Origin of the sequence: Exiguobacterium algae, from assembly GCF_018617875.1 — a bacterium.
Taxonomy (GTDB): Bacteria; Bacillota; Bacilli; order Exiguobacteriales; family Exiguobacteriaceae; genus Exiguobacterium; species Exiguobacterium algae.
Window position 1 is genome coordinate 251,481 of sequence record NZ_JACSKZ010000002.1, and the last position, 14,274, is coordinate 265,754.

Sequence of the window (14,274 nt, forward strand, 5' to 3'; positions counted from 1 at the left end):
TTCCACCTCACATGAATACGTATGGGTTCACATCGATACTCATTTGATATTCTTTTTTGCTAATTGCTTTGGCACGGGCTTGTTGCAGTCGCGCCAGCTCTTCATATAACGGTTCGGGTTGCTTCGTTTTGATGAACACCTGATACCGGAAATGGTTCTTCAATTTCGAAAGTGGAGCCGGCATCGGTCCGGCCAACCGGCTCTGCTCAACGTGTGCATTCAAAAAGTCAGATGCGAACACTTCCGCCTCCGCTTTGGCAACGAGCGGACTTTCCGCAGCGAACGTCACGAGCGTCACATACCAGTACGGCGGGTGATTCCCGACTTGCCTGAGTTGCATCTCTTTCGCGAAAAACGTCTCGTAGTCATGCTGACTCGCCGTCTCGATCACGTAATGGTCCGGGTTATATGTTTGGACGAACGCCTCTCCCGGAAGCTTCCCTCTGCCCGCTCTGCCGGCCACTTGCGTAACGAGTTGAAACGTTCGTTCGGTCGCCCGGAAATCAGGCATCCCGAGCGTCGCATCGGCTGCCAACACCCCAACGAGTGTCACATTTGGAAAATCGAGCCCTTTGGCAATCATTTGGGTACCAAGCAAAATATCCGCTTCGCCTTCTTCGAAACGCTTGAGTAACTGTTCATGCGCTCCTTTGCGAGAAGTCGTGTCCTGGTCCATTCGAATGATTCTCGCCTCAGGGATCCGGTTCAACAGCTCGGTCTCGATTTTTTGCGTACCGGTCCCGAACTGTTTGATTTTTTTGCTGTTACACGTCGGACAAGTCGACGGCATCCCCATCTCGTATCCGCAATAATGGCATTTCAACCGTTCACCGTATTGATGATACGTCAGGTTGACGGCACAGTGCGGGCATGTCAATCCTTCTCCGCAATCACGGCACATGACGAACGTTGTGAAACCGCGGCGGTTCAACAGGATGACACACTGCTCTTTTTTCTCGATCCGGTCGACGATCCCATTGAATAAATCTTCTGAGAACATCGTCGTGTTTCCCTTTGCGAGCTCACGGCGCATGTCAATAATATGAACCGGCGGCATCTCGCCTCCGTAGCGCTCTTTCAAATGCAGATAGCGATACACACCCTTCTGGGCACGGGCGTAAGACTCAAGGGACGGTGTCGCACTCCCGAGGACGACCGGACATCCATGATAGCGGGCACGCCAAATGGCGACGTCCCGGGCGTGGTATCGTGGATTTTCTTCTTGTTTATAGGTCGTCTCGTGTTCTTCGTCCAAAATCATCAGACCGATCCGCTCGAGTGGAGCAAAGATGGCCGAACGGGCACCCACTACGACATCGACTTCTCGTCGTTTGATCTTCCGCCACTCGTCGTACTTCTCACCTTTAGACAGGGCACTATGAAGTACGGCCACACGATCGCCGAATCGACGTTTAAATCGTTTGACCATCATCGGAGTCAGACTGATCTCGGGTACGAGTAAAATCGCCTGTTTACCTTCATCGATCACCCGTCCGATCGCTTCCAGGTATACTTCTGTCTTGCCGCTCCCCGTTACTCCGTGGACGAGTAGTGTCTCACCAGCCTCCGCTTCATCGATTGCCTGCACCGCAGCAGCCTGACTCTCGTTCAATTGAACCGACTCATTCACTTGTTCAATCGTAGCATACGGGTCACGATTTAACTCGACTTCCGTCACGCGGACTGCACCCAATTCTTCCATCTTGGAAAGTTGGGGTCTAGTCAATCCCATCTGACGTAAGGACGACCAAAACATCCGTGGCGTTTCTTCTAACGTCTGAACCGCCTCAAGCTGTTTTTTGGCACGCTTTGGTACGACGGAGGCATCCAGCAGTTCAACGACGAGATCCGTTTTTACTGTCTTCTTCTCTTTCAAGACCGGAGACAGCGTCAGTTCGCCTCGCTTGGCAAGGCTAAGAATCGTCGATTGGACGTCTTTTGGATATTCGGACAAGTGTGTTCCCGCCCGTACCCCTTCTGGGAGCGCATCTCCCTTGATTTCCTTGTCGTAACTGACTTTCAGCGCAGCCGGCAGCATCGCAAGCAAAGCGGAAGACCGAAAGCAGAGCGTCGTTTCTTTAATATGAATCGATAATTCGAGCAGTTCCTCTGTGAAAGAAGATTCCTCATCGAGCAGGGCTTCGAGTGGCTTCAACCCTTCTCTCGTTTCATCTGATGTTCCGACGACAATCCCGAGAAGCCGTCTCGAACCGAACGGGACCGAGACACGCATCCCCGGTTCGATCAACGCTTCGAACTGTTTCGGGACCTCATAATCAAATGGTCGATCGATTGTGATGACCGGTGCATCGACATGGACGTGCGCAATCATCGGATTTCTTCCTTAAAATAAGTGAGCAACTCGAACGCCAACTGTTTTTTTGTTTGTTTCGGAAATTCAACAGAAGACCCGTTTGCCCGGAACAAGGTCACTTCGTTGTCATTTGAGCGGAAGCCGATTTCACTGTTCGACACATCGTTGGCTACAAGAAAATCGACGTTTTTCCGTTTCAATTTGGCAACCGCATGTTCTTCAAGCCGTTCCGTCTCCGCAGCGAAGCCGACTAACACTTGATGCGTCTTCTTTTCGCCGAGCGCTTTCAAAATGTCTGTCGTCTCTTCAAGTTCAATCGTGAGTTGTCCATGAATTTTTTTATGTTTTTCGGCATATACGGACTTCGGACGATAATCCGCCACCGCTGCCGACTTGATGACAAGATCCTGTTCAGGGAAATGGGCGAGCACCTGCTCAAACATTTCTTCACTCGACATGACTGGGACGGCGTTCACTCCATCAGGGACGGATACTTGGAGCGGACCGTGGACGAGTGTCACATTCGCCCCCATGTCACGTGCCACTTCCGCAAGGGCGACCCCCATCTTACCGGAAGAGTCGTTTGATAAGTAACGGACCGGATCAATGCGTTCGACGGTCGGACCTGCTGTGATCAGCACACGTTTTCCGAGGTAGAGCTTCGGCATAAATTGGCTTTCAATGATGCGGACCAGGTCTTCCGGTTCAGGCAAGCGCCCCCCACCGATCCAGCCGCATGCCAAATTCCCGACACCGGGCTCGATCAACTGATAACCGTATGATTTTAACGTTTCGATATTCCGTTGTGTCGCCGGATGCTCTAACATGTTGACGTTCATCGCCGGCGAAACGATGACCGGACACTTCGCCGCTAAAATCGATGTTGTGATAAAATCATCCGCGATCCCGTTTGCCAATTTCGCGATGATGTTCGCCGTTGCTGGCGCCACGACAATCAAATCACTTGAGTCGACAACATCAATATGTGCGATTTTTGTCGGGTCATGTTCTTCAAACACATCCGTATAGACCGGATTTCGACTGAGCGCCTGGAAGGTCGCCTGACCCACGAACTGTTCTGCCGATTTTGTCATCGCCACGCGCACGTTCGCTCCGGCTTGAACCAGTTTTGATGTGAGCGCGCACGCTTTATACGCAGCGATTCCGCCACTCACACACAATAAAATCTGTCGATCCTTCACCATTCCCAAACTCCCCCTTATAGACAATGAGACCCAAGTCGCAAACGACTTGGGTCACAATTCATCCGTTGTTCTTTTCGTTCACGATGATTGTCGTATCACCCGAAAATAGTTCTTCTAACGCTTGACCGACCGGCTTATATGATTTTGGCTCGGCGATTTTTGGTGCTTTTCCATCTTGAATCTGACGCGCCCGTTTTGCAGCGACCGTGACGATCGTATATTTTGACGGGATAGTACGTTGTAAGGCATCAATCGAAGGATATAACATTAAATGACCTCCATCATGGCTTTTTTATAGAGTGACGCAACACGTTCACGTTTACAATGCTCAGCTGTCACGATCGCTTTGATTCGATCGATGGCTTTATCGACTTCGTCGTTTGTGACAACGTAATCATATGCGTCCATCAACTCAATCTCTTCGCGCGCGACAAGAAGGCGTTGCTTGATGACTTCTTCTGATTCTGTTCCGCGACCAATCAAGCGGTTGCGGAGTTCTTGAAGGCTAGGTGGTGCCAAGAATAAAAAGACGGCTTCCGGGAGAAGTTCTTTTACTTGGAACGCTCCTTGCACCTCAATTTCAAGAATGACATCCTGACCACTTTCGAGCGTTTCTTTTACCCACTCTACCGGTGTTCCGTAATAATTACCGACGAACTCGGCATGCTCGAGCAGTTGATTATGTTTAATCATATCCTCGAATTCTTCTCTAGATTTAAAGAAGTAATGTACGCCTTCAACTTCGCCTTCACGCGGCTTCCGCGTCGTTGCCGACACAGAATATTGAAGGTTGTTGTTCTCTTCTTCACGAAGAGCACGACAAACGGTCCCTTTTCCGACACCGCTTGGTCCAGATAAGACGATCAATAGTCCTCGTTCTTTAAAATTCACTGCAAGCCCTCCATCTTCTAACATCACATTTAATTATAATAGCAGTCAATCAATTGTTACGGCAAGAAGAAGTTCGGTTTTCCTACTCCATCGTACCATATTTTCCGTTTTTCTGATAACGTAGAGACAGAAAATGAACAAAGGTGATGAGATCAATTGGCTTATGATGGATTAATGACATATCGTGTCGTAAAAGAACTACAAACGCTCGTCGGCGGACGGATCAATAAGGTACACCAGCCTTATGCACTCGACTTGCTCTTTCAAATCCGTTCGAACCGACAGAACGCGCAATTGCTCGTATCTGCAAATGCGATGTATGCCCGCCTGCAACTGACGGATACACCGACCAAAAACCCGCAGGAACCTCCGATGTTTTGTATGATGCTCCGTAAACATTTAGAGGGCGGATTTATTACGGCGGTCGAGCAAATCGGACGGGACCGCGTCATCGTGTTCTCTGTCCGCTCACGTAACGAGCTCGGCGACGAAGAACAGAAGAAACTATACGTGGAATTGATGGGCCGTCATTCCAACGTCATTTTGACGAACGAAGACGGGAAAATTTTAGATGCCATCAAGCACCTCCCGCCTTCTCAAAACACCTATCGGACCATCATGCCGGGCAGTGACTATTTACTCCCGCCCGCTCAACATAAAGCCGACCCGCTCACAGAGATGGAAGAAGGCTTAAAACGAATTGACTGGAACGCCGGGGGCTTAGACAAACAGCTCGTGGCGACATTTGCCGGTCTCAGTCCTCAAATCGCTCAGGAAATCGTGCACCGGGCCAAATTACCAAATCGCACCTCCTTACAGGTTGCATTCAAGGAAGTGCTTGAACAGTTAACCGGACCGTATGTGTTCCAACGACTCGAAAACGGAAAAGAACGCTTCGCCCCGCTTGTTCTCACGACTGGTGACATTGCACACGAAGAAACGTACGACTCGAGTAAAGAAGTGCTCGACCGGTTTTTCTATGAGAAGGCGAACCGCGACCGGGTACGGCAACAAGCTCACGACGTCGAACGTCTGTTGAAGTCTGAGCTTGAAAAGAATCAGCTGAAACGTAAACGTTTGAACGAGGACTTACAAGCAACAGATCGTGCCGACGAGCTTCAGAAATATGGTGAGTTGTTGACGACCTACCTGTTCCAGCTCGAAAAAGGAATGCGTGTCGCAACTGTCGTTGATTACTACGATGAAGAAGGGCGCACCCTCGACATCCCGCTCGATCCGCTCAAAACACCGAATGAGAACGCGCAACAATACTATAAAAAATATAACAAACTGAAAGTCGCGAAGGTTGAAGTGAAAAAGCAACTCGAGTTGAACGAGGCGGAAATCGAATACTTGGAAACCTTGATCGCCCAACTCGACGTCGCCTCACCTGCCGATATTTTAGAGATTCGTGAAGAACTCGCCGAACAAGGCTATATTCGTCAAAAACGTCAAAAGAAAAAAGCGAGCACAAAAATCTCGCTTGAAGCGTATACTTCTTCCACCGGCACCGAATTTTTCGTCGGGAAGAACAATACGCAAAACGATTATTTGACGTTCAAATTCGCACGCCGTGATGAGATTTGGCTTCACGTGAAAGAGATCCCCGGCTCTCACGTCATCATCCGTTCGACCGAACCGGACGAGACGACCTTAAAAGAAGCCGCGACCGTCGCCGCTTATTTCTCAAAAGCACGTGCCTCAAGCGGGGTGCCGGTCGACTATACGAAAGCCCGCTTTGTGAAAAAACCGAGTGGAGCAAAACCAGGTTTCGTCATCTATACGGACCAACAGACAATCTATGTCACACCGGACGAACAACTCGTCAAACAACTGCAGCAATGACCAAAACCCCGCGTGATGTGCACGCGGGGTTTATGATTTCGGTTGATGTTTAAATGCTTCGAGCTGTTCATGATAATCGAGTAGATGCCCATGTAAAATTTCAGAAACAGATAAATCTTCATGCGGAAGCTTGAATAACGAATACGGCTTGTCGCATGTATAAAGAATATCGTGATGATGGGCTAATAAAAATAGAAACTCCGCTTCAAACGTCTGCCGTTCTTCCTCGCTCATCATAAGCAGTGCCTCACGGTGTTCGGCAAGGCTTTCGAGGAGTAATACGAGCTTGTCTTCAAGGTGGATCAATAGTCGATACTGTTTGATCGTCAAATGCTTTAATTTGACGTTCGTCACTTTCATGTCTTCCTGGAGCATCATATGCAATTCCTGATGATTCAGGATTCGGGCCCGTGTCTCTAACAGTTCAGCCGGAGACCCGACAAGTTCCCGCCAGTGATGAAACATGTAAGAGGACGTCTTTCGAATCTCATTTAACAGCCGGTCTTCATAACGGGGCGGCATGAAGGCATAGTTGACGCCTAACGAGACGAACACACCAACGGCCGTCAAAAGCGACCTCGTCCATGCATAATGGAAGAAGTCCGACGTAGGACTCTCGAGCATCATCACAATCGCAAACGCGGCATACGTTGACATGTGCGTTTTATCGAATGTTGTATTGAGTGTCAGGGCGACGATGACAGCCAACCCGATCGAGATCGGATTGACACCGAACAGATAGACGATGAACAGTCCGCACATGAGTCCGACAATCGTTCCAAAAATACGACTGAAGACAATTTTAGAAGAACGTTTGACCGTCGGTTGCATCGCGACGACTGCTGCGATTGCTCCCATACCCGAATAGATTCCAAATACGTACCACGAGATGGCGACGGTGATCGACACGGCAATCCCGGTCTTCAGCGTGCGCAAACCAACTTTGGGGATATAGCGCTTCACGTTCATTTCAATTCGACCTTTCCTGTCTCAGAAATCAAGTCAACGACCGGTCGATTCGATGTCGACAGTTGGTAAACTCCAGGTTCGATTTCTTCATAACGATCCGAACTTGAAACTTTTCCCGCAGTGGCTACATTGACTTGACCGGTAGCATGACGTGGTTCATAACTTAATGTGCCGGCCTCCGTTTGAATCGTCATCGCTTGATTGACGACGACGTCCCGTACCGTGGCGTGACGATACGAGCGGATTGTACCGGTCACGAATCGGGCCGATTCAATCGTCGTATCACTTTTCGTTTCCACACGCAGCCGGTCACTGTCTACTTTTTTCACGTTGACCGCGTTCGCATCCAGGACAATGGTTTTTGCACTGAGTCCTTGTCCGGTCACTTGCTCCGCCTCTAAATGAATCGAGGTCATCGAACTCGGTAAATATACACGTAATTTATACCGTGACGGTTGTGTACTGGCCCGACTTCCGAAATAACTCGACCAACCGTAACGTTCGACGACGTACATCGTATCGCCGACCGCCTTCACTTTGATTCGTCGTTCTTTCGAATTCGTCTGCAGTACCTCGATTTGAACTTTCTCGTTCGGACTACGTACAAATTCTACGTTCCCGTGACTCGTCTCAAGACGCAACTTCTTCATCTGATAACGGTCTTCATATCGATCCCCTAGCGCCAACAAGTGACTGAATACAAATAAATTCACAAAAAATAAGACAGGGATCACGGTAAAGACGAGACCAAAGGCAAGTTTTCGATGTCCCGGAACGGCTTTGAAACGGGCACTCCATGATTTTTCTTTTGTTCTTGAATACGCCATAAGACTCTCCTTCTAGACTTGCTTCTCCTATTTTACCATGTTCAGTATCACATGGTACCACATGAAAAAGAATCCGCCCGAAGGTGGATTCTTAAGATGTGACGAGGTCGCTCCAGGCGCGAGGGTCTTGTTGCCACTCGCGAAGAGAGTGAATCTCTGATTCGTTTAAGTTCCCTGTCGATTCCGCAACCTCGACCAATTCAGGGAATGTCGTCAATGAAGTAGCACTGAGATTTGCATTCGCTAAATTCTTCTCTAAAATCGGCAATCCGTAAGAGAAGATGGCTTGAATGCCGATTACCTCACCACCCGCTTCACGAATGGCATGGGCTGCATCGATACTCGACATACCCGTCGACAACAAATCCTCGATGACAAGTACGCGTGCTCTGCTGTCGAGTTTCCCCTCGATTTGATTCCCTTTCCCATGACCTTTCGCACTCGAACGGACGTAAATGAATGGAAGGCCGAGACGGTCGGCAAGTAAAACTCCGTGTGGGATACCGGCTGTGGCCGTTCCCGCGATGACATCGACTTCTGTTGACCCGAGTGCGTCCACCAATCCATCGATGATCATGTTACGGATGTCGGGATAACTGAGCGTCAATCGGTTGTCACAATAGATTGGGCTTCTCAACCCGCTCGACCATGTATATGGCTCCGTCGGTGATAATGTGACGGCTTTGATTTGTAATAAGGCTTCAGCGATTTGTTTCATATGATTGTCCCCATTCCATCATAAATTGTTCATACATGGCCACCGAATCATTTGCGCGTGTGATCGGGCGACCGACGACGATTGCATGGACACCGGCTAGTCTCGCTTCACGCGGCGTCGCCACACGTACTTGGTCGTCATCTGTTTGACCGAGTCGAATCCCAGGTGTGACCGTCATAAACATGTCACCGAGTTCCTGATGAATCATCTTCGCTTCCTGAACAGATGCGACGACACCGTCAAGTCCCGCCTGTTTGGCGAGCGATGCCTGACGAATGACGGCTTGGTCGAGGCGACCCGGAATCCCGAGCTCCGTCTGCATCATCTGTTCATCCGTAGACGTCAATTGGGTGACACCAATCAAACGGGTCGTGTCATTTTCTTGGCGAAGCCCATCCAACGCGTAGCGCATCATCTTTTCACCGCCTAGCGTATGCACGTTCGTCATCGCGACCCCAAGCTTTCCGATTTGACGCATCGTGCGACGTGCCGTCTCTGGAATATCATGTACTTTCACATCGAGAAAGACCGGATACCCGAGGTCGACCAACTCTTCAACAAAGCGTCCACCTTCCCGATAAAACAGTTCCATCCCCACTTTGACAGCAGGTCGCCCCGGGAACGGTTTTAATAAATGAAATGCCTCATCGCATGTCTCCACGTCAAGGGCGAGATACAAGTTGTGCATATGCTTTCCCCCTCACGTCCAGTATATGATCGATTCCAAGTGAATCGAGTCGTGCCGGTAATGCCTCGATGATTTCTTGACAAACGTATGGATTTTCAAAGTTTGCGGTGCCGACCGCAACGGCGGACGCTCCCGCATAGATGAATTCGAGCACGTCGTCGACCGTCCGAACTCCGCCCATGCCGATGATTGGGATATCGACCGCTTGTGCGACTTCATATACCATCCGGACCGCCACCGGTTTAATGGCTGGACCTGATAATCCGCCGATTCGATTCGCCAAGATCGGTTTTCCGGTCTGCACATCAATTCGCATCCCGACGAGCGTATTGATCATCGTCAAACCGTCAGCACCCGCTGCCTCCACGGCTTTTGCCATCTCCACAATCGATGTGACATTCGGAGAGAGTTTGACATATACCGGTTTCGATGACGCTGCTTTCACACGTCGCGTGAGTTCTGCTGCCATCACAGGGTCCGTTCCGAACTGCATACCCCCACACTTTACATTCGGGCACGAAATATTTAACTCAATCGCCTTTACGGTTGGGTCGGCGCTCAGTTGTCTTGTGACCTCGATATATTCTTCCGGAGTCGACCCGGCCACGTTCGCGATGATTTCTGTATCAAATGTGGACAGAAAAGGTAATTTCTCGGCAATGATCGTTTCTACCCCCGGATTTTGAAGTCCGATCGCATTCAACATGCCTTGTGCCGTCTCCGCTACCCGGGGTGTCTGGTTCCCAAATCGTGCCTCGCCGGTCGCTGCCTTGATCATGATCCCGCCTAGGATGGACAAGTCGTACAGCTTGGCAAACTCCTCTCCAAACCCGAAACACCCGGAAGCCGGGATGATTGGATTCTTTAGTCGAAGACCTGGCAAATCAACATTCATCCTCATAACAACACCTCTTCCGCTTTAAAGACGGGACCGTCAATACAAACTTTCACATACCCGTCCGGTGCTTGGCAGACACAGGCGAAGCATGCCCCGATCCCGCACCCCATCCGATTTTCAATCGACAAATATCGTTCCGGGATTGATGAGGTTGCCACTGCCTTCAACATCGCCTCCGGACCACAACTGAACAAAACGTCCGCTTCGACTCGCGCAAGCGGTCCCGTTACGAATCCTCGTTCCCCGTGACTCCCATCCACCGTCGTGATGATGGTCTCCCCAAGTTCACGGAACGCCTGCTCATAAAACACACTGTCTTTAGAATCAAACCCGAGAATGGCAACCGTTTCAATCCCCATCGCCTGTAGTTTTCGCCTCACATAGTAAAGCGGGGGTACACCGATCCCGCCACCGACCAATACGACACGTTTGCCATATTGTTCGAGCGGAAACCCGTTCCCGAGTGGACCGAGGACGTCTAACACATCCCCGATTCGTTTTCCGGCTAACTCGGTTGTCCCTTCCCCGACCACTTTATACAGGAATGTAACGATGTCTCCTTCTACATTCGCGACCGAGAGCGGTCGCCGTAACAAGCCTGACGTTTTAATGTGAAAGAACGTCCCCGGGGCGACTGTGACCCCGGGACAACGGACTTTCATCTCCATCGTCGCTTTGGCGATTTGTTGGTTGCTGATGATGGTTACGTCACGTCTCATACCGTCACCCCGAATTGTGTAAAAGCCGGAATCCTGACAGTTTGGAACGACAGACTTTCGATGACCTTTAAGAGAGCCTCAACCGTATCAAGTGACGTCAGACAAAGTGTCCCTTGTTCGGCAGCTGTTCTTCGAATTAGGAAGCCGTCTTTTGTGACGAGCGCGTCACGACTCGTCGTGTTGATGATCAAGTCAACATCTCCCCGTTCGATGACACTGAGCATCGTCTCACCCGATTCCTGAATCTTCCCGACGCGGCGGACGCGCATCTGCTCTGCCTCAAGGCGATCGGCCGTACCACTCGTTGCCATAAGGCGGAACCCGAGCTCATCGAAACGTTTTGCCAAGGCAAGTGCCTCTTCTTTATCATGGTCAGCGATTGTCATGAGCACATTTCCTTTTAATGCGATTTTCATACCGGCTGCGACAAGACCTTTATACAGTGCTTTTTCTAACGTTCGATCCGTTGCCATGACTTCTCCGGTCGATTTCATCTCCGGTCCAAGCGATGGATCGACTTCTTTTAACTTCGCAAACGAGAACACCGGTACTTTGACAGAAATGCTCTCCGCTTCCGGATGAATGCCGGTCCCGAGTCCAAGCTCTTTCAGTGTTGTACCTAGAATCGTCTGTGTGGCGATTCGGGCGACTGGAAGTCCGGTCACTTTTGAGATGAAAGGTACCGTACGGCTCGCGCGCGGGTTGACTTCAATCACATATAAATCGTCCGCATACACAAACTGGATATTTAACAGGCCTCTAATGTTAAATGCTTTGGCCAACTTGATTGTATAATCCATGACTTTTTGTTTCAGTTCAGCACTCAAGCGTTGGGGAGGATAGACCGCGATGGAGTCGCCCGAGTGAACGCCGGCACGTTCGATATGTTCCATGATGCCCGGGATATAGACGTCTGTCCCGTCACAAATCGCATCAACCTCGATTTCAATCCCTGTCAGGTACCGGTCGATGAGTACCGGTCGATCTTTCGAGGCGACGACCGCATGACGCATATACCGTTCGAGCTCTGTTTGTTCATAGACGATTTCCATCGCCCGTCCCCCGAGGACATATGATGGTCGGACGAGTACCGGATAGCCAAGTTCATTCGCGCAAGCGACGGCCTCTTCGACGTTGGTCGCAGTTTTGCCCGGTGGTTGCGCCAGTCGTTCAGCTGTAAGCGTCGCTTCGAACGCTTTCCGGTCTTCGGCGCGGTCGATATCCTCAAGCGTCGTCCCGAGAATCTTCACCCCGTTCGCTTCAAGGGAAGCCGCCAGGTTGATGGCGGTTTGTCCACCGAACTGGACGATAACACCAAGCGGTTGTTCATTCCGAATGACTTCAAGGACATCTTCCGTTGTGAGCGGTTCGAAATAGAGACGATCCGAGATGGAGAAGTCCGTCGAGACCGTCTCCGGGTTGTTGTTGATGATGATGGCTTCATAACCTGCATCTCGAATCGTTTGAATCGAGTGAACGGTCGCATAATCAAACTCGACACCTTGACCAATTCGGATTGGTCCTGACCCGAGGACAAGAATCGACGGTCGGTCGGTCTTCACCGCTTCGTTCTCCACTTCATACGTTCCGTAAAAATACGGTGTCTCCGATGCGAACTCGGCCGCACACGTGTCGACCATCTTGTAAACCGGCTTGATCCCCCAGTCCGTGCGTAACGCTTGGATTGAATCCACATCGGTCTGTTTGATACGGGCGATAGAAGCATCACTGAACCCGATCCGTTTCACTTCAAGCAAGCGGTCTGCCGTCATGTCTTCTCGGAGAAGGGCCTGTTCCGCTTCCCAGATCCGTTCGAGTTTATGCAAGTAGAAGCGGTCAATCTGGGTCAACCGATGAAGGTCTTCAGTCGAATAGCCTCGACGCAACGCCTCATAAATCATGAACAATCGCTCATCCGTCGGTGTGTGTAGCGCTTGGTCGAGCGCATCTTTCGACAATGTGGCTAGTTGCGGCACGTACAGTTCGTCTACCCCAAGTTCAAGGGAACGGACGGCCTTCAATAACGCTTCTTCTAAGTTTCGACCGATGGCCATGACTTCACCCGTCGCTTTCATTTGTGTGCCTAAGCGGCGATCCGCGGACTCAAATTTATCGAAAGCGAACCTCGGGATTTTGGCGACCACATAGTCGAGTGCCGGTTCGAATGATGCGTAGCTTGTTTCCGTGACCGGGTTTTTAAGTTCTGAGAGCTTGTAGCCGACCGCGACTTTTGCAGCGAGTTTCGCGATCGGATATCCTGTCGCTTTCGAGGCGAGGGCAGAACTTCTTGATACGCGCGGATTCACTTCGATGACATAATACGTGAAACTGTTTGGATCGAGGGCGAACTGGATGTTACATCCCCCTTCAATCCCAAGCGCACGGATGATATCGAGTGAGACGCTTCGAAGCATTTGATAGTCACGGTCTGAAAGTGTCTGCGTCGGGGCGAATACAATCGAATCACCCGTATGTACGCCGACAGGGTCAAAGTTTTCCATCGCACAAACGATGATGGCCTGGTCACTCGAGTCGCGCATCACCTCAAATTCGACTTCTTTCATGCCGGCAATTGATTTTTCGAGTAACACTTGTGTGACCGGGCTCGCTTTCAATCCGGACTCGACGATTCGTTCAAATGATTCCCGGTCGTGGGCAATCCCTCCCCCGGTCCCCCCAAGTGTATACGCCGGACGAATGATGATCGGATACCCGATACGCTCGGCAAATCCCCATGCTTCATCGAGTGAGTGGACAATTTCACTTTCAGGTACGCCATGCCCGAGTTCAAACATCAAGTTCCGAAATTGCTCGCGGTCCTCCGCTTGTTCGATTGCGGTCAACTTCGTACCGAGCAGTTCCACACCACAATCCCGTAAGACGCCGCGCTGCTCAAGCTCTACAGCCAGGTTCAACCCTGTCTGTCCCCCAAGTGTTGCGAGAAGCGCATCGGGCCGTTCCTGACGAATGATCCGCTCGACAAATTCTGGTTCTAACGGTTCGATATAGACACGGTCCGCCGTCGTCGGGTCAGTCATGATGGTCGCCGGGTTCGAGTTGACGAGAATCACTTCATAGCCTTCTTCTTTCAAGGCGAGACATGCCTGAGTTCCAGCGTAATCAAACTCTGCTGCTTGTCCGATGACGATTGGACCGGATCCGATCACAAGGATTTTTTGAATATCTGGACGTTTTGGCAT

The 14,274-nt window shown here is 50.5% G+C and carries 12 protein-coding genes; 1 reads left to right on the forward strand and 11 read right to left on the reverse strand.

What is annotated here, in order from left to right:
* Positions 1 to 7: 7 nt before the first annotated feature.
* From priA to gmk, 4 genes are read right to left on the reverse strand one after another with little or no spacing between them, the layout of a single operon-like run.
* Positions 8 to 2,332, reverse strand: coding sequence for a primosomal protein N' (gene priA, locus KNP03_RS06490; protein WP_214827020.1), 2,325 nt, complete (start codon positions 2,330 to 2,332; stop codon positions 8 to 10).
* Entirely contained in the window at positions 2,329 to 3,519 is a 1,191-nt protein-coding gene (gene coaBC, locus KNP03_RS06495; protein ID WP_214827023.1) for a bifunctional phosphopantothenoylcysteine decarboxylase/phosphopantothenate--cysteine ligase CoaBC, read from the reverse strand. Before coaBC ends, priA begins: the two co-directional genes overlap by 4 nt.
* 58 nt (positions 3,520 to 3,577) lie before the next feature.
* Entirely contained in the window at positions 3,578 to 3,787 is a 210-nt protein-coding gene (rpoZ, locus tag KNP03_RS06500) for a DNA-directed RNA polymerase subunit omega (RefSeq protein ID WP_214827025.1), read from the reverse strand.
* Positions 3,787 to 4,434: a guanylate kinase gene (gmk, locus tag KNP03_RS06505; RefSeq protein ID WP_214827028.1), complete on the reverse strand. Its 648-nt coding sequence runs from the start codon at positions 4,432 to 4,434 to the stop codon at positions 3,787 to 3,789. Before gmk ends, rpoZ begins: the two co-directional genes overlap by 1 nt.
* A 132-nt stretch (positions 4,435 to 4,566) precedes the next feature.
* On the opposite strand from gmk, the gene KNP03_RS06510 reads away from it, so the two are divergent.
* Entirely contained in the window at positions 4,567 to 6,255 is a 1,689-nt protein-coding gene (locus KNP03_RS06510; protein ID WP_214827031.1) for an Rqc2 family fibronectin-binding protein, read from the forward strand.
* 30 nt (positions 6,256 to 6,285) lie between these two features.
* On the opposite strand, the gene KNP03_RS06515 is transcribed toward KNP03_RS06510, so the two are convergent.
* From KNP03_RS06515 to carB, 7 genes are all read right to left on the reverse strand, one after another.
* Positions 6,286 to 7,224 (reverse strand): FUSC family protein, encoded by a 939-nt coding sequence (locus KNP03_RS06515; protein ID WP_214827034.1) that lies wholly within the window; start codon positions 7,222 to 7,224, stop codon positions 6,286 to 6,288.
* A complete protein-coding gene (locus KNP03_RS06520; RefSeq protein WP_214827037.1) occupies positions 7,221 to 8,051 on the reverse strand; it encodes a DUF4097 family beta strand repeat-containing protein in 831 nt (276 codons plus the stop codon). Before KNP03_RS06520 ends, KNP03_RS06515 begins: the two co-directional genes overlap by 4 nt.
* Before the next feature lie 91 nt (positions 8,052 to 8,142).
* Positions 8,143 to 8,769: an orotate phosphoribosyltransferase gene (pyrE, locus tag KNP03_RS06525; protein ID WP_214827040.1), complete on the reverse strand. Its 627-nt coding sequence runs from the start codon at positions 8,767 to 8,769 to the stop codon at positions 8,143 to 8,145.
* The gene (pyrF, locus tag KNP03_RS06530) at positions 8,753 to 9,457 is read right to left on the reverse strand and encodes an orotidine-5'-phosphate decarboxylase (protein ID WP_214827041.1); all 705 of its coding nucleotides are present in this window, start codon (positions 9,455 to 9,457) and stop codon (positions 8,753 to 8,755) included. The genes pyrE and pyrF overlap by 17 nt, the downstream gene beginning before the upstream one ends.
* Positions 9,432 to 10,358, reverse strand: a complete 927-nt coding sequence (locus KNP03_RS06535; RefSeq protein WP_214827043.1) for a dihydroorotate dehydrogenase — start codon at positions 10,356 to 10,358, stop codon at positions 9,432 to 9,434. The genes pyrF and KNP03_RS06535 overlap by 26 nt, the downstream gene beginning before the upstream one ends.
* Positions 10,355 to 11,074, reverse strand: a complete 720-nt coding sequence (locus KNP03_RS06540; protein WP_214827048.1) for a dihydroorotate dehydrogenase electron transfer subunit — start codon at positions 11,072 to 11,074, stop codon at positions 10,355 to 10,357. The genes KNP03_RS06535 and KNP03_RS06540 overlap by 4 nt, the downstream gene beginning before the upstream one ends.
* On the reverse strand, positions 11,071 to 14,274 hold the full coding sequence (carB, locus tag KNP03_RS06545; RefSeq protein WP_214827053.1) for a carbamoyl-phosphate synthase large subunit: 3,204 nt from the start codon (positions 14,272 to 14,274) through the stop codon (positions 11,071 to 11,073). The genes KNP03_RS06540 and carB overlap by 4 nt, the downstream gene beginning before the upstream one ends.